The sequence below is a fragment of the Arthrobacter sp. Y3221048 genome (assembly GCF_059092685.1).
Genome location: NZ_JBNHHX010000007.1, coordinates 24,109 through 49,130 on the forward strand (window position 1 = coordinate 24,109; position 25,022 = coordinate 49,130).

A 25,022-nucleotide genomic window follows, 5' to 3' on the forward strand; every position below is an offset into this window, starting at 1 on the left:
TCAATCTCCGTATGCGGCGGATTCGATGGCGGAAGAGGTTGCGCCAGCACTGCTGACAGCAATGTTGGGGCGGGCGTAATCGATGGCGTAGGGGTCATTTACATCCGGCAGGATTGTGCATCCTAGGTCCTGCAGGGACGCTGAAGCGGCAGCACGGGCCTCGGGTAGGGCGATCGTGGGACCGCTGGCGTCGATTCTGGGTAGCTCCAGCGCGTCCCGGACGGACATGCTGCCGTCGATTAAGTTGATGATTATTTGTGCAACGGCGCTGATGATACGGCGGCCGCCGGAAGCACCAAGTGCAATGCTGCGGTCTCCATCCGTGACGATTGCTGGGCCCATGTTGGCCAGGGGGCGTGCGCCGCCGGAAATGCTGTTTGCCGCTCCCGGCAGGGCGTTGAACCAGGCCATCGAGGAATCGAAGAGCAGGCCGGTGCGGGGACAGATCATGCCGTTGCCGAAATGGTTGGCCGCGGTGTGGGTGATGGCCACCGTCCGCCCGTGCACGTCTGTAGCGGATATGTGCGTCGTTCCGCTTGTGGGGACAGAGGCTCCCCGAGGCGCCCAAACGGGGATATCCACGTCGTCGCCGAACGAGGGCGTGTGTGCGGGTCGGGCAGCAAACGTCCGCCAGGGAACTCCGTCATTCCAGTGGGGTACGTCCTCACCGTCAGCGCATAGAGAGGCGATGCTGCGGACGTACGCCGGCTGAAGCAATCCGGTTTCGGGGACCGGTACGACTTCGGGGTCGCCGAGCCAGTGGTAGCGGTCGGCGAAGGCGTGGCGGATCGCCAGAGCAAGGCTCCTTGTATGGGCCGGGCTCTCGTGCGATGTCGCGGGGTCTGGGGTAAGGGATTCCCAGATCTTGAGAATTTGCAGCTCCGTGAGCCCGCCGCCTGGGGACATGGGAACCGAGACGTACGCGTCGCGGTATTGAACTGTGCGGGCAGCGCCGGTGAGTGGGATAGCTGCCCGGAAGTCTTCGAGAGTGAGAAGTCCTCCAGCTTCTCTTGAGCTCTGCACTATACGAGAGGCAATGGCGCCATCAATGAGCGTCTGCAGTGGAGAACCCGCAGCTTCTTCCAACATGGCGCCAAGCTCGGGCTGCCTGATTTTCTCACCGTCACCGAATGAAGCGCCGTAGAAGCGCTGGGAGGACCGTCCTTTAGGCAGGCCATCATCTGCCAGAAATACCTTCTTGCACATCTCGTCTGCGCTCAGCCGTTCCAGATCGCTCATAGCATTCAGAACGAACCAGGAGTCCGACCTGAATCCTTCATAAGCTGCCTTGATGGCCGGTGCGCAGACAGTTTCCCGGGTGAGAATGCCCCACTTTTCGTGCGCCGATAAGAGGCCCAAGAGGGTCCGCGGAACGCCTGCAGCCAATGGGCCGTCGACGTTCGCGTTGCCCTTGACCGGGTGAATACCCAGTATGGCGGCATCTGCTGCGTCGTCGTCCAGATCGAACATCTGTGCTGACGCTGCCAGAGGGGCTTTGGGGCCGAATTCAACAGACCACGGTTTTTCTGATCCGTCGCTGTAGAGCAGGAATCCAGAACCGGCAAGAGTCGTTTCCGTAGGTTCAATAACTCCTGCCACTAGGGCCGCAGCAACGGCTGCATCGACCGCGTTACCGCCGCGCTGGAACATTTCCAGTCCAGCCTGCACGCTTTCGTCGCGTGCCCCGACTACCGTCCCGAACCGGGAATCGGCGTGGTGTGAGACGGGTGTGTGGGTGCGCGTGTGGGATCGCAAGGGTTCAAACCTCCAGGTCGGGAAAGCACTCAGAGGACTCTATGGTCCGCCCTATAAGCGGAACAATGGATTTTGCTGAATTTTGCATGATGGCTGTCACACGAAGTCAGGGAAGACAGTCTCTACTCCGCACTTGAGACCCACTAGCCATTGCACCCGGCGACGGGTTCGGCATCCGAGGAGGCAAGGTCGTTTCTAAGCGCCGGTCAGCGAACTGGCTTTTCTTGCCCCGGAACCGTGCGTGCAGCGCCAAGGTGCCTACGACTTGCACGGTGTTCCGACGCTGTCCTTCTTCTTTCGCGTCCGACCGTCGAAAAAGAACAGCCCGTTCCAAAGATTGGGGTCCGTAGCAATGCGGGTGACTGGGGACGACGGTCTCGGCCGCGTCGGTGCGCCGGTGGCGCTTTCCGGCGCGCCGCCACCGCGGCCGGTTGGGACGTCCTCGACGCGATCATGGGAGCGGGGAAAGAAAAGCGGCACCGCGCAGTTCGGAGAAGCCTCAGTTGAAGCTATGGTCCCAGTGTGACAGCAGGCCGCCGTCCACTAGGATGGACGATCCAGTCATGCTGCGTGAATCATTTGAGGCAAGAAATACCGCTGTAAGTGCGATGTCTTCAGGGGGAATCATCCCAACGAGCGGTTGATATGACGTCATCCACTTTTCGGCCTCTTTGCGGCCTCCGATGGCGTTGAAGTATGAGGTGTTCAGGGGAGTATCTGTGGTCCCGGGGCAGATCAGGTTGACCCTGATGCCCTTGTCCGCACATTCTGCGGCGGCGTTTTTCGTCAGCATGAGAACTGCTCCCTTGGAGGTCACATACGCCGTGTGCAGCTTTTCGCCAATGTAGCTGTTGATTGAGCCGATGTTGATGATAGAGCCGCCACTTCCTGTTTCCTGCATCGCCGGAATGGCATATTTGCAACCGAAGAATGCTCCGCGGACATTTGTTTCCATGATCTCGTCCCACATCTGCTCGCTGGTATCCACGAGCGGTGACTGGCGGAGGATTCCGGCGTTGTTGCACATGATATGCAGTCCTCCGAAGCGGTCGACTGCGGTCTCTATGAGGGCTTTTACGTCCGAGGCTTTTCGGACATCGCATGTCTGCGTCACGATTCGACCGAAGCCCCTGTTGGCGGTTTCCTCGAGTTTATCTGCGCTGCGCGCACCCGCGACCACCTGCGCACCTTCACGGGCGAAAGCAACGGCGATTTCACGGCCGATCCCCTGCGAGGCTCCGGTGACTACGGCAACCTTTCCTGTCAAACGCCGGCTGTCTCTTTCCATAACGTATCTCCTTGATAGGGGGTGGGGCTCCAGTTGTCGGTCCTTACGGAAGACATGAGTGCAGGGTTGAGGGCCGAATACGGCCTCAGCGTGACAGCAGCAGCGCCTCGCCCTGCCCGCCCCCGCCGCAGAGCGCGACTGCGGCCCTGCCTCCATCGCGTCGGAGGAGTTCATGGACGGCAGAGACCGTTAGGCGTGCGCCGGAGGCGCCGATGGGATGACCGATGGCGATGGCGCCACCATTAACGTTGACTTGATCCAGCTCTATGCCCAATTCGGTTGCGGCATGCACGGCGACCGAGGCGAAAGCTTCATTGATTTCCGCGAAATCCAGATCCTCAATGCTCCAGCCTGCGTGGTCCAGTGCTTTGCGGAGGGCGAGTGCTGGCTTGTCGGGCAGGGAAGTGTCCGGCCCGGCAATTTGGCCCGGGGAGTTGACGGTCGCCAGGATAGCCAGATCGTGCGTCTCGGCGTAGCCGCGTGTGGTTAGGACCAGGGCAGCGGCTCCGTCGTTGAGCGGTGACGCGTTCCCGGCGGTCACGGTTCCTCCGGAGGAGAAGGCCGGCTTCAGCCCAGCAAGCACTTCCGCCGTAGTATCGGCTCGAACACCCTCGTCCCTCGTGACCAGTATGGCTTCCCCGCGGCGCTGGGGCACCTTGACCGCAACGATTTCGGCATCGAAGAAGCCGCGCGCTTGTGCTGCCGCAGCACGCTGGTGGGAGGAGACGGCGAAACTGTCTTGTGCCTGCCGCGTGATCCCGAGCTGTTCGTTTGCGTTATCGGTGGTTAGACCCATTGACTCGTGGTCGAAAGCGTCGGTCAGTCCGTCATGGGCGGCCGAATCTAGGAGGGAGGTGTTGCCATAGAGCGTTCCGAAACGCGAGCCGGGCAGCAAATGAGGGGCGTTGCTCATGGACTCTTGGCCGCCGGCGATCGCTACGTGCGCTTCCCCCAAGCGCAAGAGCCGACTGGCATCGATGACCGCTGTCAGTCCCGAGAGGCAGACTTTGTTGATCGTGACGGCATGGGCGGTCAGCGGAATGCCCGCGGCGGCCGCTGCCTGCCGGGCCGGGTTCTGGCCCGTACCGGCCTGTAGCACCTGACCCATCACGACGGCGTCGACCGCCTCGGTGCTGATTTTCGCCATATCTAAGGCCCCGGCGATGGCCACGGCGCCGAGCTCGGGGGCGGTTAACGGTGCGAGCTGGCCCATTAGCTTGCCCTGAGGCGTTCGGGCGGCCCCGATAATGACGATGTCGCTGCTGTCCATCTCTCTCCTAAATGGCTGGATGACTAGTGTTTCGGTTGTCGGTTTGAGGGACGCCGACGCGAAGGTTGGGCTGGAAGCTGCTGCCCGTTTCGCGGTCAAGCAAGGGGGTTAGACCGCCGGTGTGCAACGGATAGTTGGCGCCGAGGATCATGCACAGATCGATTTGATCGGGTCCGGCAACCACGCCCTCGGCCAGCAGATGTTCCGCTTCGTCGGTGAGGGCGGTCAGGAGTCGGGTGCGCACCGTGTCAGGGTCGACAGGAGTGACCGGCGGCAGCAGTCGCGCCGCCGCGGGGGAGATCTTACCGTCGGCCGTTAGGTACCCAGGCAGGCCAGCGTCGGCCACGGCCGACAAACTGGGGCTGACGGCGAAACGGGCGGGGTACGCGCCGTGCAGGGTTTCGCAGATGTGCAGCTGAACCTGTGGGCCGATGAACTGCAGCAATTGCAGCGGTGTCATGGGCAGTCCAAGTGGGTCCAGCGCGCGGTCTACAGCGGCAGGGTCTGCGCCCTTGTCGATGAATTGGAGGATTTCGTTGAATAGGCGGGTCAGCAGGCGGTTGACCACGAATCCTGGGGCATCTTTGACCAGAACGGGTGTCTTCTGCAGTGCTTTGGCCATCTCGAAGGCTGTGGCAATAGTGGCCTCGTCCGTCCATGGGGTCGCGGCGAGTTCCACCAAGGGCAGCACTGCGACGGGATTGAAGAAATGGAAGCCGATGAGCCGACCGGGACGGGCCAGGCTGGCGCCCATCGCTTCGACGGAGAGCGACGACGTGTTGGTCAGCAGCAACGCATCCGGCCGCAGGACCGACTCCATTTCGGCGAAGACGCGGCGCTTAACCTCCAGCTCCTCAAACACCGCCTCGATCACCACGTCGCAGGCGACGAAGTCGTTCTTGTCGGTCGATCCGGAGACCAGTTCCCTGATCTGCCTGGCGTCTGCGGAGTCCAGCTCTCCGCGATCCACAAGCTTGTCCAACTGGGCGCTGATCCATGTTAGTGCACTCCCAATGCGATCCATGGACAGATCGGTCAGTCGTACGGGTACACGAAGCTGCCGGGCAAAGAGCAGGGCTAACTGGCTGGCCATAAGCCCCGCACCTACAACACCCACAGAGCCCACCGGACGCGGTGCAACTTCGGGGACGCCTGCCGGCTTACGCGCCAACGACTGCGTCAGGCCGAAGGCATAGATGCTGGCTCGGGCTTGATCGGAGAGCAGCAGGTCGGCGAATGCCCGGATTTCCTCGTTCCGTCCCGGAGAAATAGACCTATCAACACGGGGGAGACTGCGGTCCGCCGCCTCGATCAGCTCCAACGCTCGATACGGGGCGGGAGCCGCGCCCCGCAACCGTTCGTCCAGCTGGCGACGGATCCTCTCCAGGTTGCCGGATTGATGATCAGTGAAGTGTGGAGCCTGACGATTGTACTGGCCGGTGAGCACCTCAGTCGCGAAGTTGAGCGACGCCTCGAGGAATTCACTGTCCGGCAAGACTGCGTCTAGCAGATTAAGCTCTGCAGCGGCCCGAGCGGTGAGATTTTTGCCGGCGAGCGAGTTGGCGACTATTAACCGGGCCGCTGTTTCCGTTCCAACCAGCGAGCAGGTGAGGGGAATACCGCCCCAGCCCGGAATTAGCCCCAATCGAACCTCGGGAAAGCCCAAAGCCCGGACTGAACCCGCTGCAGTGCGGTAGTCAGCGTGTAATGCGAGCTCCAGCCCGCCGCCAAGCGCCAGCCCGTTAAGAAAGGCAAACGTTGGGATTGCCAGGGCCCGAAGACTGCCGAAAACCTCGAGTCCCCGGACCGCAACATCTTCGGCCTGCTCTCGGGTTGACGCGTGGGTCATCTGCTTCAAGTCCGCACCGGCGCAGAAAACGCGGCCCGTCCCGGTGATGGCGACAGCATCCGTTCCGGCGATTGCAACCGTGCTGATCGCGTTGTGCAGCTTAGCCAGGGACTCGGGGCCAAGGGTCGCGGGTCGGCCGCCGCCGTTGTCCAGGGTCAGTAGCCCGATGCGAAATCCTGCACGGTCCAGATATTCGATACGGACATCAGTAACGATCTCGTTAGTCACGAAGGCTCCTAGGCTGATTACCAGTGGAGCCAGTTCTACCTGAAACTCAGTCTCAGGTCAACAGGGACCGAGTATCACAATGGTCGAGAATGGTCGGTCCTGAGGGTGTCCTGCAGCCGACGGGCGATTTCCGTTGCCGGCATGGATCGAGGGAACACTGCCACGACGATGTCGTCCGCGGGGGACCTTCCATCCGGGTTGTCCACGAGCACGCCATGGAGGCGGCGAACGTCGTCAAGGGCAGATCGCAGGGCGGCTTCGGAGGCAGTTTTGTCTTCGCGGCTGAGCTCGCGCAGAAAGAAATTGTTAGTGGCAATGACGGCAGCGGTAAACCGAATTCCCTCCAGCGGCGTCAGTCCCGGTAGCGCGTGACGGAGGTACTCATTGAACAGCCGATCGTAGCGGAATACCGTGACCAGTTCCTTGTCACGCAGCGCAGGTACGGCGTTTACCACGCGGTAGCGCTGCAAGGCCAGCTGACCTTGGTCCGCGTAGTGATTGAATACCATCATCGCTGCGTCACAGACGGCTAGCCAAGGATTCTCGTGCCGGGCGGAGAGGAAGTCGGCTGTCCGTTCCAGCAGTTCGTCATGGTCGGCGAAGATGACATCTTCCTTTGACCGGAACTGCCGAAAGAACGTGCTGCGGGAGATGCCGGCAGCTTGCGCCATGTCCTCGACGCTGGTGGCTTCGTATCCGTGCTGCGCGCACAGCCGGACCGCTGCCGCTGCAACCTGGGACCGGAGCCTCAGCTTGGAGGCTGCGGGATCCGGTTGCTGTTCGGTGGTTTTGCCCATGACCGCCTATCCGTTTTAAGTGCCGTGTTCATCTTCCACGGTACCCGGCGGTGCGGGCGGCCCGGCTGCGTCTGCCGGGCCGCCCGCGGATCAGGGGTACAATCCGCGTCGCTGGTGGGCATCGGCCACCCGGCTGACTGCTAGCGAGGTGGCAGCGGAGCGTAACGTAACGTCCAGCTTCCCGGCCGTCTGCACTACTTCCTGCCATGACCGCTCCATTCGGTCTTCGAGCCTGGATTCCACTTCCGCCTTGCTCCACCAATAGGCCTGATTCGCCTGGACCCATTCAAAGTAGGAGACGATGACCCCGCCGGCGTTGGCCAGTATGTCCGGGACTATCAGCTGGTCGTTGGCGGCAAAAATTCGGTCCGCTTCTGATGTCGTCGGGCCGTTGGCGCCTTCCACAATGACTTTGGCCTTGACCCGTGCCGCGTTGCCTTCATGTAGTACGCCCTCGACGGCGGCAGGGACCAGAAGGTCCACGTCGGCCTCCAGCAGTTCAGCGCCACTGATTGGCTCTGCGTAAGGAAAGCCGACTACGGAACCGGTGGTATCGACATGTTCCTCGAGCTTGGGCACATCGATCCCACTGCCGGACCAGATCGCGCCGTATTGGTCTCCGATGCCGGTTACTGCGACGCCAGCCTCGGCCAGGAAGGCAGCAGCACCTCGGCCCACTTTGCCGAATCCCTGGACGGCTGCTGTAGCGCCCGCGACCCGCAATCCACGGTGTCTGAGCGCGGCCAGGGCCATATGAGCCACGCCGCGTGAGGTGGAACTGGCGCGCCCCAAGGACCCCCCTAGGGCCACAGGCTTGCCGGTCACGACGCCGAGCACCGTGTGCCCGGTGTTAACGGAATAGGCGTCCATCATCCATGCCATGGTTTGTTCGTCAGTTCCGATGTCCGGTGCTGGAATATCCGAGTTGGGTCCGATCAGGGGCATTATTTCGCTGGTGTAGCGGCGCGTAACCCGTTCCAGTTCGCCAGTTGAGTACTGCCTCGGGTCTAGCCGGATGCCTCCCTTTGCGCCGCCGTACGGAACGTCCAGCAGGGCGCACTTCCACGTCATCCACATGGCAAGCGCGCGCACCTCATCCAGACTGACATCGGGGCTATACCGCAGCCCGCCCTTGGCTGGGCCGCGCGATAAGTTGTGCTGAACCCTGTGCCCGGTCAGCACTTCGACGCTTCCGTCATCGCGGCGCAGCGGGATGCTCACCGTTACTTCACGTCGGGGGGCGGCCAGCATAGCGTACATGCCTTCGTCATAGCCAAGAATCTCAATGGCTGCTGCAAGCTGGCTGCAGGCCTCCCGCAAGGGGTCGGCAAGGACTGTTTGAGGGGCATTCACCATTGAATCTCCTGAAATTGGGTTAGGCTGGGTAAGGACTTGTTCAGCGGGCAACGCTTCAACGTGGCAGTTCTAGGTTTGTAGTTAACTGATTTGGCAGAGACGCCAATTGACGCCCGGGCCGCCAATTTGGTGGGCGATTGATGCAGGAATCCGGGCACGTTCACCGGGCGAGTAGTCGGCGGAGCTGGAGGCTACAACCCGGTTCTCGGGGCTGATGATGACGACCTCCATCTTGGACCCGGCAAACATCTTGAGCACAAGTGGCTCAAAGAGGGACACGGGAACATCGGCGGCGTTGACGCCGATGAAGTCGCCACCGACGCGGACCGGCACAGCGAAGGTAAGGACGTACTGATCCGAGCCGGCCAGATCCATATACGGGCCGAGCACGCTGTTACGTCCTTCCCGTGCGCCGGTGAACCAGGACATCTGGGAGTAATCGTAAATCTCTCCCGTTGACGAGCCTGTCTCGACCGAAAGGAAGCTCGGCTCCCCGCCCGGTTCCGGGCGCCACCACTCCTGGTAGCGCTGCGTGTCCAGAAGTGCTTCCGGGGCGGCTACAAAACCCGTGCCGTTGAAACCCGGGTGACGAGCCAGCCGGGCAAAAATTCCCGGACGCAACTGGCGGAAGTTGGCGGTAGCGATCCTGCCGCCCGCTGCCATGGCCCGCCACAGTTGTTCCACGTCAGCGGTTCCCGCAGTGAGGTCGCCGAAGATGTCCCGCACGACGTGGTCGATGTTAGAGGCGAGCGACTGGAGCAGCCCCTTTGTGTCGGCGATCATGTTCCTCCTTGGGCGACTGGCTGAGGAAGCCCCGCTTCAGTGTCCTCGGCGACTGCGCGCAGGAACATCCGGCGAATGCGCCGCGCATTCGCCTTCGCATGCTCTTGGGCCAGCTTTGACGCCTCCACCGGATCCTCGCTTTCTATGGCCAACACAATAGCGATGTGCTGCTTCGCTGCGGTTTCGGCTTCCAACGGCTCGTCATCGAAGGAGAGCCAAAGTACCTCGGCCGTTTCCGCCTGCAGCCTGACTTCCGCACGGGTAAGCCGTTCCGACTGCGAAACTACTGCGACGCCCAGATGGAACCTGCTGTCCGCCCGGTACCGATCAGCCGGATTCTTTGCCTCCGAGACCCGCGGAGCCAGGGAGTACAGCTTCTTGATGTCCGCCGCCGATGCCCGTTCCGCCGCGAAGGCGGCAGACGCGCCCTCGACAGCGAACTGTTCGTCTCCGATGTCGCGCCACTCGGTGGCGCTACGACTGAGTAGTTGCCTGATGAGGGCTGAAGAGGACGCACCGGTCTGCCTCCGGATGAAGGAACCCCCGCCACGGCCCCGCCGGGTCTCGACGATTCCCATCCCCCGCAAGGCAACCAGCGCCTCCCGAAGCGTGACCGTAGAGACGTTCAGCTCGGCAGCGAGGTCGGACTCCGGCGGCAGACGTTCACCATCCTCCATGAGCCCCAGATGCGCCGCCGCCGAAACCCGGCGCACAACGGAATCGACACGGCCGCCATCCGCCAAGGGGGAAAACACGGCCCCGCGCCATAGGGACTTTTCCGACTCGCTGCCCGCGTCCACCCTTTGACCCTCCTGTGCTCGGCAGCTTCAGGGCCTAACCTGTCGCTGAAAACCAATGACCTCAGATGCTATGTGTCATAGTTTATTCCCTGTTCGCTTCCCTAATGGCCGATTCGAGGACTTGCAGTCCTTCCACCAACAACTCTTCAGAGATGACCAGCGGAGGAAGCAAACGAATGACATTGCCGAACGTTCCCGTGGCCAGTACCAAGACACCGGCTCGGTGACATGCCGCGGTGACTTCTGCGCAGGCAGCGGCATTGGGCTCGGTGGTGCCGGGAATTACGAATTCGATTCCACGCATAGAGCCGCGCCCGCGAACCTCCCCGACAATGCCGTACTGCGCCTGAAGCTCTTGGAGCTTGGCTTCGATGATGTAGCCCAACTGTCGGGAACGCTCTACCAAGCCCTCATTCTCTATCGATTCAATGGTTCCCAGTGCCGCCGCGCAGGCCAGGGGGTTGCCTGCGTATGTTCCCCCTATACCGCCGATCTGTGCCCTGTCCATGAGATCGGCGCGTCCCGTGACCGCGGACAGAGGAAGCCCACCGGCCAGACCCTTCGCTGTGACGACCATGTCGGGGACGACGTCCTCATGCTCGACGGCGAAGAGGTCCCCTGAACGGGCGAAACCGCTTTGGATTTCATCGGCCACAAAGACGGCCCCCGTCTGGCGGCACCACTCGGCCAGTGCCGGCAAGAAGCCCTCGGCGGGGACAATGAACCCGCCCTCGCCCTGAATGGGCTCGATGACCACCGCGGCCACATTGTCGCGGCCAACCTGCTTCTCTATCAACTCGATGGTCCGCTGTGCAGCCAGGCGGCCGTCGGGTTCATGATCCCGGAACGGGTACGAGCCCGGAACCCGGTAGATTTCGTTGGCGAAGGGCCCGAAGCCCTGCTTGTAGGGCACGGCTTTGGCCGTCATGGCCATCGTGAGGTTGGTGCGGCCGTGGAAGGCATGGTCGAAGACGACGATGGCATCCCGGCCGGTTGCGGCGCGCGCGAATTTCACGGCGTTCTCTACCGCTTCGGCACCCGAATTGAAGAGAGCGGTCTTCTTGGCGTGGCTGCCCGGGGTGATCCGGTTCAGGGCTTCGCAAACTTGGACGTACCCTTCGTACGGCGCCAGCAAGAAGCAGGTGTGAGTGAAGGCGTCCGCGGCCTGGTGGATGCGTTCGACGACGGCTGGGGCTGAATTCCCGACATTGAGGACGCCGATGCCGGAACCAAAGTCGATGAAATGGTTGCCGTCGACGTCCACGACGATGGCGCCTTCGGCTCGTTCAACATAGACCGGTAGCACGGACGCGATGGTGTGCGCGACTTCTTTCATCCGGCGTTCATGCAGTGCCTGGGATTTTGGTCCCGGATAGGCAGCCTGCATGCGGCGTACCTGTGGGATGGACGTAGTTGTGGAGGTCATTTCTGTCGTACTCCTATTCGGAAACTGGTGCGTTGGCAGCGGCGCTGTTTTTCGTTGGGACGGCATCCCCGTAGGGTGCCTTGCTTAGGGTTGCCCGGCCTGTGGTGAACATGTAAATGAGCCCGGATCCCACGACGGCCATCCCGGAGATCAGCACGATGTAGTTGTCGTACCAGGGAACATCCGGCGTGCGCGGCCAGACCATGTTGATAATGGCCGCAACTCCCCAGACCAGGGCGGCAACGTTGACTGTCATCCCCCACTTGCCGAGCGTGAAAGGTCCGGCAGGCACCCATCCCTTGAGCCTGGCCCGCAGGGCGGCGAATACCACCATCTGGAAGCCCAAATAGATGCCGAAGGTCGCAAAGGACACGATCTTGGTCAGCGCGTCCGCGGAAATATAGGATCCGACCACGAGGGCGGCGGGCACGACGCCGGAAGCAATCAGCGCCCAGACCGGCACACCGAGTTTGTGGGAGAACCGGGAGAGCCAGCGGCTGCCGAAGATCATCCTGTCCCGGGCGTAGGAGTAGAGCAACCGGCTGGAGGCCGCCTGCAGGCTCAGCGCTCCGGAGAGAAAAGACAGCAGCACAATACCCAGGACTACTTTGGATCCCACGGGACCAAAAGAGGCCATCAGAATCGTGTTGATCGGGTCAACGTCTTCACCCCGGATAACGGCGCCGAAATCGGTGACCGCCAGGATGAAGCCCAGGGTCACGAAGATCGCGGCGCTGCCGCCGACGTAGATCGTCATCCGCATGGTCTTCGGAATCCGCCGGCCGGGATCTCTGACTTCTTCCGCCACATCGCCGCAAGCTTCGAATCCGTAGTACTGGTACACGCCGATCAGACCAGCAGCTAGGAATGCGGCGGCGTAGGATCCGTTGCTTTCGGAGCCGAATGACTGGAACAGGACGCCCAGATCATGTTGTCGGGCCGTGACTAGCAGCCACACGCCTACGGCCACGGCGCCGATCAGCTCGGCGGCGAAGCCGAACTTCGCGAATGTCGAGAGCGTTTTGGTTCCGCTGAGATTGACCACGGTGGCAACCGCGATGATGATGACACCGACGACGACGGTGTTCGTAGTTGTCTGCTCGATCCCCAGCAGGGCACAGACATAGGGCGCGGCACCGTAGGCCAGCGCGGCGATCGTAGTGAACAATGCCGCGGTATAGATCCAGCCGGTCAGCCAGGCCCATTTGCGCCCCCACAGCCTGCGTGCCCAGGGGTAAAGTCCGCCGGCCACGGGAAACTGGGAGACGACCTCGCCGAAAACCAGAGCCACCAGCAGCTGCCCCAGCCCGGCGATGACCAGTGCCCAAATCATCGGCGGCCCGCCGGCAGACAGCGCAATGGCGAAGGTGACGTAGATGCCGACTACCGGCGAAAGGTAGGTGAAGCCGAGGGCGAAATTCGCCCACGGGCTCATGTCGCGTTTGAACTGCGAGGTGTACCCCAGTTTCGCGAGTTGTTCGTCGTCGGTGTCGATACTGTCGTTGGGCGGTTCCCCGAATTTGTTAATAGTCACTGCAATGCTCCTTGCCTCACGTTTTCAAAGCGGGATTTATCGAAGGGCTAGCAGCGTGTTGCGCTGTTCCGCCGCTTCATGGAGGGCTGCCTCTGCCATGGACATGTTTGGGGCCTCCACGAGGCTCTGTTTGATGAGGCGTGCCAAGCGCGGGTTTTTTGCCGTTTGCCTGGCCAATTCCAGCGCTCTGGTCTCGACCTCGTCAGCGGGCAGGGCTTCAAGAGCCAGCCCGAGCCGGGTGAACTCTGCTCCGTGCAGCGGCTGGTCGAGAATGGCGAGCGTTACCGCAGCCTCGCGGCCGCCAAGGTCATGGATCATTTTCAGGTGCCCGCCGCCGGGATGGATTTTGTTGGCCATGAACATGGAACGCAGGTAGGCGTCTTCGGCCACCACCCGGACATCCGATGCCAGGGCTATGTTGAGCCCTGCTCCTACGGCCGGGCCGCAAACCGCGGAGATGATAGTCACAGGTGATTGTCGGATTTCCTCGAAGATCCGGTAGACATCTGCGATGTCTTCCTGGGCTACCGGGTCCCCCTCGGCAACGTTGGCCAGTAGCTCGCGGTGCGCTCCGGCACAGAACGCTTCGGACCCGCCGGTGATGATGCAGACGGCCACGTCTTCGGCGCGGGCGACCTGATCCAGGGCTTGCAGCAGCTGGCGCGCGCTCGAGCCGGTGAGGGCGTTTTTGCGTTCGGCTGCATTGAGACGAATCACTGCGATGCCGCCTGACGGGTGTTCGAGCTGGATATCGTCGCTCACGCGGTCCACCTCAGGTGTGCGGCACGGGTCTTCGTATAGAAGTCAACGGCCGCACCCAGCTCTGCCGTGCCCAATGCCGAAGCCTTGGCGCCGCCGAACGGCAGGTGCGGCTCCGCCCCGACGGTGGGCCGGTTGACGTGGACCATGCCGGTGTCGGTTTCACGGATGAAGCGGTGGGCAGCGTTCAGGTCACTGGTGTAGATGGAGGCGGACAGGCCGTACTCCACCGCGTTGTTGAGCGAGATCGCCTCGTCAATTGTGTCGAATTCATGGATCGAGACAATGGGGCCGAACAGCTCTTCATGGAACGCAGCGCCTTCGTTTTCGGCCTTTAGCAGGGTGGGCTCCATGAACCAGCCATGGGCGTATCCGCCCTTGTCCAGGCGGTTGCCCCCGCGTAGTATCTTCGCGCCGTCAATCAGGGCACGTTCGAGTCCTTCCATCGCGTCCGTGAGCGCCTGCTCCGATGCCATCGGACCGAGTGTTGTCTTCTCCTCCAGTCCCGGACCGACCACGAGGCGATCCACGGCGGCTTCCAAGCGTCGCTGGACCTCTTCTGCAACTGCCCGGTGCACGAGGACACGGCTGCTGGAGGTGCAGCGCTGACCGGAGGTACCGAACCCGCCAACGATGATGGAATCGAGGGCTTCGTCGAGGTCGGCATCAGCCATGACAACCAGCGCGTTCTTGCCGCCCATTTCGGTCTGCGCGCGTTTCCCGTTGCGGGCTGCCTCGGCCGCAAGCCCCAGCCCAACAGGCGTTGAACCGGTAAAGGTCACGCCCGCGACATCTTTCGCCTTCAACAATGCCGGACCCACCCGCGATCCTTTGCCGAGCACCAGCGAGAGGACCTGGGGCGGGAGGCCGGCCTGCAAGTAGGCTTCAGTTAGCAGGGTCGCTGACAGCGGAGCGATTTCGGCCGGCTTGAAGACGACGGAATTCCCGTGGACCAGGGCCGCCGCCAGTTTCCAGTTCGGAATCATCAGCGGGAAGTTCCACGGGCAGATTACTGCCACTACGCCGAGCGGGGCACGCAGTGTGAAGGCCATTTCGTTGTTGCCGGCCAGCCGCGAGGTGGTGCCTTCAGGTTGGCGGCCGGCGGTGGCGAAGTGGCGTGTGTGCTCGATGACACGGCCGACTTCCACCCGGGATTCGCGAATCGGTTTGCCCATTTCCAGCGTCACGGCTTCAGCGAATTCCTGCTGGCGTTCCGCGATAATGTCGCTGGCACGCTGCAGAACCGCTCCCCGCTCGAAAGCGGGGGTGGCGGCCCAGATCCGCGCCCCTTCCACCGCCACCTGAACAGCTTCGGCAATTTCGGTCTCCGTGGCCACCGGCACTGAGGCCAGAATCCGCCGTGAATCCGCTGGATCACGGACTTCCCCGCTGATGGTACCGGGCCGCCATTCACCGATGTGCTGCCGCGGCTGGAACGCGGTATGCGTTTCGATACTCATTTTTCTTCCGTTCTTTTGTCTTGGAACCGATACGTTCAGTGCTGTGCGACGGGCACGCTCGTCCCGACGACTCCGGCGTCTGCCAGCCGGGTCACTTCATCTGGGGTCATGCCCAGATAACTGCCCAGAATGTGGGCGGTGTCGTCGCCCAGTAGCGGCACGGTGGCCGGTGCGGTGTCATTGGCTGGCCCCGAGACCCGGGAGGTCAACAGCTTCGGCTGCCCCTCGACACCGGCGAACAGGCCCAGACTTGCCGTGTTTGGATCGGCAATCATGTCCGCGACGGAGCGGATGGGCGCGGCCAGCAGGCCCTGGCCTGAGAGGATGGCTACCAGTTCTTCCGTCCCGAACGCCGACGTTGCCGCGGCCACCGCGGACTCGACGCGTTCCCGGTTGCGGACCCTTCCGGCATTGGTCGCCATGGACTCATCCGTGAGCAGGTCCTCAGCACCGATGGCACGGCAGAAGGCCGGCCATGTGCGGTCGTTGACGACTCCCGTGATCACATCGCCGTCCGCGGTAGGGAAGCCACCGTACGGCACGATCGTCGGATGATGGGACCCCCAGCGTTGCGGCACTTCTCCCGACAGACTGGTTGAGGCCACTAGCGTGCCGAGCACGCCGACGGCTGTCTCGTACAGCGAACTTTCGATGTGAGTACCCTCACCGGTGGCGCGTGCGACCGGGAGAGCGGCGAGAATGCGTGTGGCGACGCCCAGGCCGGTGGCGATGTCGGTCATCGCAATGCCGAAACGCACGGGTTGTCCGTCGGGGCTTCCGGTGACGCTCATCAAGCCTGACATGGCCTCAACCACGATTTCCGTACCGGGATAGCCTGCATACTTCCCAGTCCGGCCGAAACCGGAAATGGAAGCCGTAATAATTGCTGGATTCGCCTTAGCCAGCGAGGCATGGTCCAGCCCATAGCGCTCGGCGACCCCCGGACGGAAGTTCTCGATCGCGACGTCGCTTTTTGCAGCTAGGGCATGGATGATGTCTTTGCCTTGGCTGGTTGTGATGTCGATTGCCAGACTGGACTTGCCTCTGTTTACTGCCGCGAAGTAGGTGCTGATGGAATCCGCGTCGTCTATGAAAGGCGGGCCCCAGGCCCGGGTGTCGTCGCCCACTCCGGGCCGCTCGATCTTGATGATTTCCGCACCCAGTTCGGCCAGGAACAATGTGGCGTAGGGCCCGGAGAGAATGCGGGTAAAGTCGAGGATCCGCACGCCCTGCAAAGGCTTGGCATGGTCCTGCAACGCAGCGTTCATAATCAACGTGCTCCTAGGGTTTGGGGGTAGACGTCAGGATCTGAGGGACTGCGGCTACGTCGTCTATACGTTTTTTGAGATCTTCGAGCAGGCGCGTCAGTGCCTCGGGAGCTGCTTCAGCGTGTTCGGGATGCCACTGGATGCCCACGAAGTTGAATTCTTCGGATTCGATGCCCTCGATCAACCCGTCGTCGGCGCGCGCCGATATCTGAAATCCTGCAGCGACGCGGTCGATCGCCTGATGGTGACCGTTGAGTACAGCGGCCAGGCGGCAGCCGTAGATTTTTGCAATGCGGGAATGCGGTTCCAGCCAGACCGGCTCCCGGATGAAGACCTGATCCATCCCCTCTCCGCGGTGAAGCGACCAGTTGGCGATGTCCGGGATGAGGGTACCGCCGAAGGCCACGTTGGTCAGCTGCATTCCCCGGCATATCCCGAGTACCGGCAGGTTCCGGTCCACCGCCCGCTTCAAGACACCGATGGTGAAATCGTCCACCTCCCGGTCTACGCCGTACATGTTCGGCTGCTCCGCAGGGAGCCCGTAGAGCTCAGGGGCAACATCTCCACCGCCGAGGATGACAAGCCCGTGGACCCCGGCCCGCGCGTCTGCCGTCAGGGGCAGGGGCCGCTCCGCAGTGTCGACGAAGACCGGTTCCATCCCGATTTCCAGCAGTGTTCGCAATGTTTTGTCGGCGTGGTTGACAGCGAGGTCGCGCAGCGGCAGGGGCAGGCTTCGGTCCTCGTAAGGCCCGATGACCAGGACCCGGCGGGGCTGGCCGGTCATTGGAGTGGCTCCGATGGCAGCGGGAAGCGAATTGACGGCATCCATCGTTCCCATGCCTGTTGGATTTCACCGGCGGCAATAGCTTGGGCTAAGACTTCGTCCAGCGCCCGGAGCAGAGCAGGCTGCTGTTTGGCCACTGCGACGGCCCACCTGTTGCCGGTGGGGCAGGAGAAGGCTACCTCCAGGTCTCCGGAATTTAGCAGCGGCTGCAGGACCACCTCGTCGTCGACGACGGCGTCGACGCGGCCGGCGCGCAGTTCTGCGACCATGTCACCGAGCACGTCTTCGGAATCGCCGGCGAAAGGCACCAGCTCCGCCCCCTTGAAGGTCTGGGCTAGTGCCATGTTGGTGGAGCCGGCAATGGCCAGTACCCGCCTGCCGTCCAGGTCTGCCGGATTGGTGATTCCGCTGCCGGTCCTGGTCAAGACGGCCTCGTCGAAGACAGCGTAGGGGCGGGTGAAGTCCACCAGCTGCTGCCGTTCGGCAGTGATGCCTTGCCCGCAAAGGATCGCGTCGCCGCGGTTTTCGCGCAGGGCGGGGATCATTTCGGCCCACGGCAGGAAAACCCACTCCACCTCTACTCCGAGTTGGGCGGCGATGGCGTTAGCTACATCGACTTCATAGCCCTCACGGGACATTGTGGGGGTCTGCTTAGTAAAAAGTGGCTCGGACGCCAGGTTGACGCAGATGATTCTTAGCGTTGCGGTCATCGCGTTTGTCCCCGCTTGGTGAAGGAAATGGGCAGTTTGGTCGGGCCGGTGTTCCCGGTGTTCGGCAACCAGACATCGCCGGGTAGCCGGGCGGGAGTGGCCATCCGGCTGGCCAGCAGGGGCAATGCCTCGCTCATGTCGCTGCGGGCGATGAAATGGCCGAGACAGTGGTGCACGCCGCCGCCGAAACCGAAGTGGGTACGCCGTTCGGCCGTGATGTTGAAGCTGACGTCCGCGCCGGAAGTGTCATCGGTGCCGGCGAGCCCGCTGAGCAGGTGGATCGTGGTGCCGGCCGGAATTTCCAGGCCTTGGAAGGTGAAAGTTTCGCGGGCCTCGCGCGTCACCCAGGTAACTGTCGGGGCCACACGCATGACTTCCTCAACTGCGGCAGGACCGAGTTCCGGACGGGCAGCCAGCAGTTCCCACTGGTCGGGATGGTCTATAAAGGTGGACATGGCCAGGCCAAGCTGATTCCGGGTGGTGTCCATTCCGGCGAAGATTAGATTTACCAGTGCTGTGCGCAGTTCGTCCAAGCTCATGGTGCCTTCGGCCCGCTGGCCGGCAATCAACTTGGTGACGAAATCTTCCTGAGGTGCGGCTGTACGGTCTGCAATGAGGCTGTCCGCGTAGCCGTACAGGCCCGCCATGGCCTCCTCGATCTTGTCCAGGTCCTCTTTGATGGTCACGCTCAGGGCCAGGCCCGCGGTGGCCGACCAGTCTGCGATGCGCTTCCATTCGCTTTCTGGCAGGCCGAGCATGATCGAAATGACCCGGGCAGCGTACGGTTCTGCGAATTCGGCGATGAAATCGCAGCTTTCCTCATCAATGAAAGCGTCGATCAGTTCGTTGGCCAGGGCCTGGAAGCGCGGGACGAGGCCACCGATGAGCTTGGGGGAGAAGGCCGGATTGTGCAGCCGGCGCAGGCGGGCATGTGCATCGCCTTCATAGTTGATGAGGGTTGACGACCAGAACTTGTAAAACAGTCCCTCAGTGACACCGTTCTTCTGGGGCCACGCCCAGCTGCCCTGGCGGAGCCGGCGGTCCTTGAGCAGCAGGGACACCTCGTCGTAGCGCAGTACTGCTATCCCATAATTGGTGCGGGCGTACCAGTGCCGCGCCCGTGCCGCCTTCGCCTCTGCAGAGGCAAGGTCAAAGGTGGGGTCACCTAGGTCAAGGTAGGCGACGTTCGGTTCGAGTGTCTGAGTGTCTTCCATTTTTGGGTCCCATCAGCGAAGTAAGTTTTTATAACCTTTGACTTCATAGGTTCAGTTGTCAAGAGTTTCGTGTGACATTAGTCTCTATGACATGACCGACGTCACATATGGCACCCTTCACGGGGACCCCCGCATCGCTGAAATAGTCATGGCGCGTGGCAAAGCGCTGAACGCCCTCTCAACCAGGCAGGCAGACCTGCTGGCTGCGGCGGCCACGCAATTGGCCTCCACCCCAGGGGTTAGGGTGGTGCTCCTCCGATCTGCCCTGCCCAAGGCGTTTTCGGTCGGAGCCGATCTCAAGGAGCGCAGCCAGATGGATGCGGATCAATTGCTTCAGGCACGTCAGAGTTCCCGTGCCGCCACGGCTGCCCTGCTGGCCATCCCGGTGCCGACCATCGCTGCCGTCCACGGTTTCGCCTTGGGCGGCGGCATGGAGCTGGCACTGGCATGCGATCTGATCGTTGGGGACGGAACGACGGTCGTTGGCCTGCCTGAGGCCAACGTCGGGATTATTCCCGGAGGTGGCGGGACGCAGTTGCTCGCACGGCGTGTGGGGATGGCCCGGGCGGCTGAGATGATCTTCACACGCAGAAAGATCGGTGCTGAGGACGCCCGCGGCCTCGGTGTACTCGATGTTCTTGCCTCGGATAACACCACTGCCGACGAAGCAGCCCTGGAACTGGCCCGGAGCATCAGCACCGGCAGCCCCACAAGCTTGCGCAACGCCAAGAGGGCCCTTCGCGAAGGCCTCGGAATGGACCTTCATCAAGCTTTGGACCTTGAAGACCGGTACTGGCGGGATTCAGCACTATCGCCGGACTACCGGGAGGGAGTGGCCGCGTTCCTGGAACGCCGTGAGCCGTCATGGCCGGAAAACTAACCGGCAGCGCGCCGGTTGCCCGGAAGGATACCCGGGCAACCGGCGCGACCTAGTTCAGAGCTGGATCCACGTGGTTTTCAACTGGGTGTACTTGTCCAGTGCATGAAGGGACTTGTCTCGGCCGATGCCCGATTCCCCGACTCCGCCGAACGGGACGGTAATATCGGCTGCGTCATAGCAGTTTACCCAAACGGTGCCTGCGCGGATGTCCCTGGCCGTCAGATGCGCGGTAGTAAGATCCTTCGTCCAGACAGAGGCTGCAAGGCCGTACGGCGTGCTGTTGGCCAGTGCCACTGCTTCCTCGGCTGTGTCGAAGGGGAGCACTACCAGTACCGGTCCGAAAATTTCTTGCTGGGCTGCGGTGGAGGTCGGGGTTACTGAGTCCAAAACCGTCGGGTCCATATAGAATCCGCCTGTTTCTTCTAAGACGCGTCTGCCGCCGGTCAGCGCCACTGCTCCTTCGTCTAAGGCGCCTTCCACGTAGCCCAGGACCCGCTGGAGGTGACTTTCTTCAACGAGCGCACCGAGTCTCGCCTGGGGATCCAGAGGGTCTGACGGTTCCAGAGCTTGTGCGGCCTCAACCACTGCCTGCGTGAGTTCCTCTTTTCTGGACCGGTGCACGATAAGCCGTGAACCGGCAGAGCAAATCTGTCCCTGATTGAAGAAAATGCCATCGGCAATGGAGGCGGCGACAAGTTCCACGTCCGGGGCGTCTTCCATTACGATCTGCGGGCTTTTGCCGCCCAGTTCCAGGGAGACCTGCTTAATGTTGCTATCGGCTGCGTACCGCAGGAACTGGCGGCCAACCGGGCCCGAGCCTGTGAAGGTAACCGCGTCCACATCCATGTGCAGACCTATGGCAGCACCTGCCGTCTTCCCGAACCCGGGCACAACATTGAGTATTCCATCCGGAAGCCCGGCCTCGGCGGCCAGCTCGGCAAAGCGCAGTGCCGTGAGCGAGGACTGTTCGGCGGGCTTGAGGACGATGCTGTTGCCGGCGGCGAGGGCGGGCGCCACCTTCCAGCTGGTGAGCATCAGCGGAAAATTCCACGGAACGACGGCCCCGACCACGCCGATGGGCTCTCGGGTGATCGTGGCGAGCGTCCGATAGTCGGTTGGAGCTACCTCCCCGTAAATTTTGTCAATCGCTTCCGCGTAGAAGTCAAGGCACTGAACCACTACCCGCATGTCGACGGAAACCGCATCGGAAACGGGTTTGCCCATGTCCAGGCTTTCCAGCAGGGCCAGCTCATCCTTGTGCTCTTCAACTAGGCGTGCCAGTCGCTGCAGGATCACGCGGCGCTGCCGTGGGGCCATTCGGGACCAGCGGCCGTCGTCGAAAGCCCTGCGGGCGGCTGCCACGGCCGCGTCGACATCCGGCGCATCGCACGCGGCGATCTGAGCGATTTCCTGCCCGTCCCGGGGTGAAATGCTCACGAATCGCTCGCCGCTCAGGGAGGGCAGGAACGCGCCGTCGATGAAGGCATCGGTTCGTGTCACGACCTCTTTGCTTCGGTTGAGATTACGTTCGTATGTCATTGTCATCGGAGAGCTCCTAGAGAGGTGTGCCAGGACTGCGGTACCAGCAGCGAGTTAAACAACTGCTGCCCGAATTTTTGTGTTTCCCCTTCGTCCTCCGGGTGCCATTGAACGGCCAAGATAGGGGCGGTCTCGTGCTCGATCGCCTCGATACAGCCGTCTTCTGCGTACCCGGTCGACCGTAGCCCGCGGCCGAGGATGCTTACGGCCTGGTGGTGGTAAGTGGAAACCGGTACGTTACGGGTGCCAAGAGCCCGTGCCAGGGCACTATCCTCATCCAAAGTAACGCGGTGGATGCCGCGACGGTGGTTCACCGGTCCTGTCGGCAGATCCTGAATGAGGGTGCCGCCGAGGGCAACATTGAGAACCTGCAGGCCTCGGCAGATGGCCAGCAGAGGCTTGGATAGTCTGAGGCATTCCCGAATGATCTCGAGTTCCACGCTGTCTTGCCGTATGTCGAAGCGGGCCTGGGCGTCCCGGGAGGTCTGTCCGTAGAAGCCAGGTTCCATGTCCCGACCCCCCGCCACGACGACGGCGTTGTAGCGGCTCAAGTCTGGGCAATGCTCGGCATGGACCGGTGGTAGTACAACGGGTTCACCGCCAGCGCGGTACACCGACTCCACAACCCTTTCAGCAACGGCGAAACCCGAGAACCTCAGTCCGTCAACCTGAGACGAAGCCATGGCGGTGATGCCGACCAAGGGGCGGCTCATTGGCCCGTCCTGAAGTACATTTCACGCTCCCAATCGGTGACAGCGCCGCTGTATCGCGCCCATTCGTCGGTGCGGAGCGAAATCAACAAATCGGACATCTCGGTGGGGAAAGCCGTGCGGATGACTTTGCTGTCCGAGAAGGCATGGACGGCTGCACCGAGATTTTTAGGGATTTCGGCGGACGTGCAGTTGTCGGGGTCGGTCTCGTGAAGTATTCCATCTTCGATGGCTGCCAGCAGCAGATTATGGGACAGGTAAGGATTGACGCTGGCGTCGGGCAGTTTGTATTCAAGCCGGCCATTAGCGGACAGACGGACCGTGCAGGTCTTGTCCTCCACACCCCAGTCGATCTTCGTCGGCGCGAACTGTCCGTCGTCCCAGTAGCGTTTGTAGCTGTTCACGGTCGGACCCATTACCATCATGGAGGCGGCCGCATGCTTGAGGAGGCCGCCCAAAGCAAAACGGCCCGTGTCCGTCAGATGCAGCTCGCTGCGCGTGGGGTCCTGCATAACGTTGATCCCGTTGCGCCAGAGGCTGAAGTTATGGTGGCAGCCGCTGCCCATTGATCCGGCGGTAATTTTGGGCATGAAACTGGCCGTGACGCCGAACTCTCGTGCTACCTGCCGGCAAATCATCCGGTAGGTAATCAACCTGTCCGCAGTCTTCTCAGCGTTGTCATACATCCAGTTCAGTTCCAGCTGGCCGGCGTCCTCATAGTCCCCTTCAGTCATCTCGAACCCGAGGGCGGTGGCGTAGCGTACCAACTGTTGGTAGATCGGCCGCATGCGTTCAAGCTGCTCGAATTCATAGGAAGGATTCGACCCGGGACGTGAATGTACTTCCAACCCGTCGCCTACCCACGTCATTTCCGGTTCGCAGCCCGTCCGCAGCTCGTACCCGAGCCGTTCCTGGAAGCCTGCGTGAGCCAGGCGCAGCTGGCCGCGAGGATCACTGGCGAACGGTGAGCCGCCGATTCCGGGCCGATGCTGCGGCTCGTAGATGGTGCACAGGAACCGTGCGGTGCTGTTGTCCCAGGGCAGCACCGCGAAGGTGTCGGCATCCGGCATTGCCTTGAATTCGGAGGCGGTAGCGCCGCCGCCCAGCAGTTCACCTGACCGGGTTGTTTGAAAGTCGGCAACCGCGGAACGGTGCATCAGAATCCCGTCCAGCAGATTGCGTCTCAGTTGGGTGGCGGGAACGACCTTGGCCAAAACCTTTCCGCTCAGTGTCACCACCTGGTAGTAGATAAATTCGACGCCGGCCTGCCTGACCCTTTCGGCGAGTTCCTCGGTGAGCCGGGCGTTTAATTCCTGGTGGTCGTTGAGGGCTGTCATCGTAGTGCTCCTGTTTGAAGGAATAATCCGGCAGCGCTTTCTGCAGCGAGCCGCTCCCTATACGGCACATGCTCGGCCGCCGGGATATTGATGGCGAGGAAGCCGACAAACTGCTCCCCCTTGTGGTACTCGACAATGACTCCGTTGGGCAGTCCTGCCGCGTCCAAGCAGCCGCGGGTGACCACGGTACTGTCCGCGAGAGCAGGGCTGCCGTAACCCTGCAGGCGCAAAGCGCCCTGATCACTCCAGAATGTCGGCAGCGGGGCAAAGGGCTCCGCGGGCAGGTCACTGCCCATAAGGGCTGCCAGAAGCGTTCTTGCGGCATACTTGGCTGTCTCTGTCGGCATGCACCAGTGCTCCACACGGCGCGGGACGTCATCAAAGCGCGGGTTAGGAAAGCGTGCAATGTCACCTACGGCAACAACATTCTCGCTGCCGACCACGCTGAGGTTGTTGTGGCACAGAACGCCGTCGGAAACATCCAAGTCATTTCCTGCTAGCCATTCCACATTCGTGTGCGAGCCAACAGACTCCACGATTACGTCGGCGACGATCTGCTGGTCGCCGGCCAGGGTGATGGCAGGTCCGGCGCCGTTCCCATGACTGTCAATGATCTCTTCGACGACGGTGCTAGTGAGGAAACGGACACCGGTGGACTCATGATATGCGCGGATGGCGTTTCCCACCTGCTGACCGAGGGCACGCATCATTGGTGCCGCCATCGGCTCGACAACGGTTACGTGGCATCCTATCTTTTGCGCAGTAACGGCAATTTCACACCCGATGAACCCTCCGCCGATCACGGTGACTCTGGTGCCTTCGCGCAACTGTCCGCGCAGCCGCATCGCATCCTCTAGCGTCCGCAGTACGTGGCGTCTAGCTGGAGTGGCTTGGAAGGGCAGGCGCCGTGGCCTTAAACCAGTGGCAATGACGAGTCCCGCATACGCAATGGTTGTACCGTCGGCCAGTGAAACTGTACGGCCGGACAGATCCGAGGCTACGACTTCCTGGCCCAGGAGCCATTCGACGTCGGCTACGCTCGCGCGCTGTCTGAACACAGTGTCCCGATGCCACTCGCCCACGGTTGCCCTGTCACCGCTCAGAAGCACGTCCTTGGACAACGGAGGTCGGTTATAGGGCAGATGCTGCTCAGCCCCGATTGCCGTAATTCGGCCTGACCAGCCTGCGGCACGGAGCTGTTCGCAGGCGCGCAGCCCAGCCATTGATCCGCCGACTACGACGATCGGAAGTCGAAGAGAACTTTCCCCCGCCATG

21 protein-coding genes are annotated in these 25,022 nt (G+C 62.0%); 1 reads left to right on the top strand and 20 read right to left on the bottom strand.

Annotation, left to right across the window (positions count from 1 at the left end):
* The 16 genes from AC5RVS_RS17105 to AC5RVS_RS17180 form a co-directional block, all read right to left on the bottom strand.
* Positions 1-1,668: a gamma-glutamyltransferase gene (locus AC5RVS_RS17105; RefSeq protein ID WP_494109026.1), complete on the bottom strand. Its 1,668-nt coding sequence runs from the start codon at positions 1,666-1,668 to the stop codon at positions 1-3.
* A gap of 586 nt (positions 1,669-2,254) precedes the next feature.
* The gene (locus tag AC5RVS_RS17110; RefSeq protein WP_494109027.1) at positions 2,255-3,043 is read right to left on the bottom strand and encodes an SDR family NAD(P)-dependent oxidoreductase; all 789 of its coding nucleotides are present in this window, start codon (positions 3,041-3,043) and stop codon (positions 2,255-2,257) included.
* An 85-nt stretch (positions 3,044-3,128) separates the two neighbouring features.
* On the bottom strand, positions 3,129-4,313 hold the full coding sequence (locus AC5RVS_RS17115; protein ID WP_494109028.1) for an acetyl-CoA C-acetyltransferase: 1,185 nt from the start codon (positions 4,311-4,313) through the stop codon (positions 3,129-3,131).
* Positions 4,314-4,320: 7 nt separating this feature from the next.
* Entirely contained in the window at positions 4,321-6,390 is a 2,070-nt protein-coding gene (locus tag AC5RVS_RS17120) for a 3-hydroxyacyl-CoA dehydrogenase NAD-binding domain-containing protein (RefSeq protein WP_494109029.1), read from the bottom strand.
* A 74-nt stretch (positions 6,391-6,464) separates the two neighbouring features.
* Entirely contained in the window at positions 6,465-7,187 is a 723-nt protein-coding gene (locus AC5RVS_RS17125; protein WP_494109030.1) for a TetR/AcrR family transcriptional regulator, read from the bottom strand.
* 90 nt (positions 7,188-7,277) lie between these two features.
* The gene (locus tag AC5RVS_RS17130; protein ID WP_494109031.1) at positions 7,278-8,543 is read right to left on the bottom strand and encodes a Glu/Leu/Phe/Val family dehydrogenase; all 1,266 of its coding nucleotides are present in this window, start codon (positions 8,541-8,543) and stop codon (positions 7,278-7,280) included.
* 81 nt (positions 8,544-8,624) lie between these two features.
* The gene (locus AC5RVS_RS17135; RefSeq protein ID WP_494109032.1) at positions 8,625-9,326 is read right to left on the bottom strand and encodes a cache domain-containing protein; all 702 of its coding nucleotides are present in this window, start codon (positions 9,324-9,326) and stop codon (positions 8,625-8,627) included.
* Positions 9,323-10,081, bottom strand: coding sequence for a FadR/GntR family transcriptional regulator (locus AC5RVS_RS17140; RefSeq protein WP_494109033.1), 759 nt, complete (start codon positions 10,079-10,081; stop codon positions 9,323-9,325). The genes AC5RVS_RS17135 and AC5RVS_RS17140 overlap by 4 nt, the downstream gene beginning before the upstream one ends.
* Before the next feature lie 127 nt (positions 10,082-10,208).
* Positions 10,209-11,618 carry a 4-aminobutyrate--2-oxoglutarate transaminase gene (gene gabT / locus AC5RVS_RS17145; RefSeq protein ID WP_494109034.1) on the bottom strand — a complete coding sequence of 470 codons (1,410 nt, stop codon included), beginning with the start codon at positions 11,616-11,618 and terminating at the stop codon, positions 10,209-10,211.
* Complete coding sequence (locus tag AC5RVS_RS17150; RefSeq protein WP_494109035.1) at positions 11,566-13,086, bottom strand: APC family permease; 1,521 nt, start codon at positions 13,084-13,086, stop codon at positions 11,566-11,568. Before AC5RVS_RS17150 ends, gabT begins: the two co-directional genes overlap by 53 nt.
* A 36-nt stretch (positions 13,087-13,122) precedes the next feature.
* The gene (locus tag AC5RVS_RS17155) at positions 13,123-13,848 is read right to left on the bottom strand and encodes an enoyl-CoA hydratase/isomerase family protein (RefSeq protein ID WP_494109036.1); all 726 of its coding nucleotides are present in this window, start codon (positions 13,846-13,848) and stop codon (positions 13,123-13,125) included.
* Positions 13,845-15,305 (bottom strand): aldehyde dehydrogenase family protein, encoded by a 1,461-nt coding sequence (locus AC5RVS_RS17160; protein WP_494109037.1) that lies wholly within the window; start codon positions 15,303-15,305, stop codon positions 13,845-13,847. Before AC5RVS_RS17160 ends, AC5RVS_RS17155 begins: the two co-directional genes overlap by 4 nt.
* Before the next feature lie 35 nt (positions 15,306-15,340).
* Entirely contained in the window at positions 15,341-16,573 is a 1,233-nt protein-coding gene (locus AC5RVS_RS17165; RefSeq protein WP_494109038.1) for a CaiB/BaiF CoA transferase family protein, read from the bottom strand.
* Positions 16,574-16,586: 13 nt separating this feature from the next.
* Complete coding sequence (locus tag AC5RVS_RS17170; protein ID WP_494109039.1) at positions 16,587-17,411, bottom strand: gamma-glutamyl-gamma-aminobutyrate hydrolase family protein; 825 nt, start codon at positions 17,409-17,411, stop codon at positions 16,587-16,589.
* Positions 17,354-17,995 (bottom strand): substrate-binding periplasmic protein, encoded by a 642-nt coding sequence (locus tag AC5RVS_RS17175; protein WP_494109040.1) that lies wholly within the window; start codon positions 17,993-17,995, stop codon positions 17,354-17,356. Before AC5RVS_RS17175 ends, AC5RVS_RS17170 begins: the two co-directional genes overlap by 58 nt.
* Before the next feature lie 68 nt (positions 17,996-18,063).
* On the bottom strand, positions 18,064-19,281 hold the full coding sequence (locus AC5RVS_RS17180; protein ID WP_494109041.1) for a cytochrome P450: 1,218 nt from the start codon (positions 19,279-19,281) through the stop codon (positions 18,064-18,066).
* Positions 19,282-19,372: 91 nt separating this feature from the next.
* Here AC5RVS_RS17180 and AC5RVS_RS17185 point away from each other — a divergent pair, with 91 nt between their 5' ends.
* Complete coding sequence (locus tag AC5RVS_RS17185) at positions 19,373-20,161, top strand: enoyl-CoA hydratase/isomerase family protein (RefSeq protein WP_494109042.1); 789 nt, start codon at positions 19,373-19,375, stop codon at positions 20,159-20,161.
* Positions 20,162-20,215: 54 nt separating this feature from the next.
* On the opposite strand, the gene AC5RVS_RS17190 is transcribed toward AC5RVS_RS17185, so the two are convergent.
* From AC5RVS_RS17190 to AC5RVS_RS17205, 4 genes are read right to left on the bottom strand one after another with little or no spacing between them, the layout of a single operon-like run.
* Complete coding sequence (locus tag AC5RVS_RS17190; protein WP_494109043.1) at positions 20,216-21,706, bottom strand: aldehyde dehydrogenase; 1,491 nt, start codon at positions 21,704-21,706, stop codon at positions 20,216-20,218.
* On the bottom strand, positions 21,703-22,413 hold the full coding sequence (locus AC5RVS_RS17195) for a gamma-glutamyl-gamma-aminobutyrate hydrolase family protein (RefSeq protein WP_494109044.1): 711 nt from the start codon (positions 22,411-22,413) through the stop codon (positions 21,703-21,705). Before AC5RVS_RS17195 ends, AC5RVS_RS17190 begins: the two co-directional genes overlap by 4 nt.
* Complete coding sequence (locus AC5RVS_RS17200; RefSeq protein ID WP_494109045.1) at positions 22,410-23,747, bottom strand: glutamine synthetase family protein; 1,338 nt, start codon at positions 23,745-23,747, stop codon at positions 22,410-22,412. The genes AC5RVS_RS17195 and AC5RVS_RS17200 overlap by 4 nt, the downstream gene beginning before the upstream one ends.
* Positions 23,744-25,021: an NAD(P)/FAD-dependent oxidoreductase gene (locus AC5RVS_RS17205; protein ID WP_494109046.1), complete on the bottom strand. Its 1,278-nt coding sequence runs from the start codon at positions 25,019-25,021 to the stop codon at positions 23,744-23,746. The genes AC5RVS_RS17200 and AC5RVS_RS17205 overlap by 4 nt, the downstream gene beginning before the upstream one ends.
* Position 25,022: the final 1 nt, after the last annotated feature.

Bases quoted from the DNA above. Each gene is read 5' to 3' on its own strand.
- AC5RVS_RS17135 (WP_494109032.1), bottom strand. From the start codon at position 9,326: ATGATCGCCGACACAAAGGGGCTGCTCCAGTCGCTCGCCTCTAACATC.
- AC5RVS_RS17180 (WP_494109041.1), bottom strand. From the start codon at position 19,281: ATGGAAGACACTCAGACACTCGAACCGAACGTCGCCTACCTTGACCTA.
- AC5RVS_RS17200 (WP_494109045.1), bottom strand. From the start codon at position 23,747: ATGACAGCCCTCAACGACCACCAGGAATTAAACGCCCGGCTCACCGAG.
- AC5RVS_RS17110 (WP_494109027.1), bottom strand. From the start codon at position 3,043: ATGGAAAGAGACAGCCGGCGTTTGACAGGAAAGGTTGCCGTAGTCACC.
- AC5RVS_RS17195 (WP_494109044.1), bottom strand. From the start codon at position 22,413: ATGAGCCGCCCCTTGGTCGGCATCACCGCCATGGCTTCGTCTCAGGTT.
- AC5RVS_RS17160 (WP_494109037.1), bottom strand. From the start codon at position 15,305: ATGAGTATCGAAACGCATACCGCGTTCCAGCCGCGGCAGCACATCGGT.
- AC5RVS_RS17130 (WP_494109031.1), bottom strand. From the start codon at position 8,543: ATGGTGAATGCCCCTCAAACAGTCCTTGCCGACCCCTTGCGGGAGGCC.
- AC5RVS_RS17170 (WP_494109039.1), bottom strand. From the start codon at position 17,411: ATGGGAACGATGGATGCCGTCAATTCGCTTCCCGCTGCCATCGGAGCC.
- AC5RVS_RS17190 (WP_494109043.1), bottom strand. From the start codon at position 21,706: ATGACAATGACATACGAACGTAATCTCAACCGAAGCAAAGAGGTCGTG.
- gabT (WP_494109034.1), bottom strand. From the start codon at position 11,618: ATGCCGTCCCAACGAAAAACAGCGCCGCTGCCAACGCACCAGTTTCCG.
- AC5RVS_RS17125 (WP_494109030.1), bottom strand. From the start codon at position 7,187: ATGGGCAAAACCACCGAACAGCAACCGGATCCCGCAGCCTCCAAGCTG.
- AC5RVS_RS17165 (WP_494109038.1), bottom strand. From the start codon at position 16,573: ATGAACGCTGCGTTGCAGGACCATGCCAAGCCTTTGCAGGGCGTGCGG.
- AC5RVS_RS17205 (WP_494109046.1), bottom strand. From the start codon at position 25,021: ATGGCGGGGGAAAGTTCTCTTCGACTTCCGATCGTCGTAGTCGGCGGA.
- AC5RVS_RS17115 (WP_494109028.1), bottom strand. From the start codon at position 4,313: ATGGACAGCAGCGACATCGTCATTATCGGGGCCGCCCGAACGCCTCAG.
- AC5RVS_RS17175 (WP_494109040.1), bottom strand. From the start codon at position 17,995: ATGTCCCGTGAGGGCTATGAAGTCGATGTAGCTAACGCCATCGCCGCC.
- AC5RVS_RS17185 (WP_494109042.1), top strand. From the start codon at position 19,373: ATGACCGACGTCACATATGGCACCCTTCACGGGGACCCCCGCATCGCT.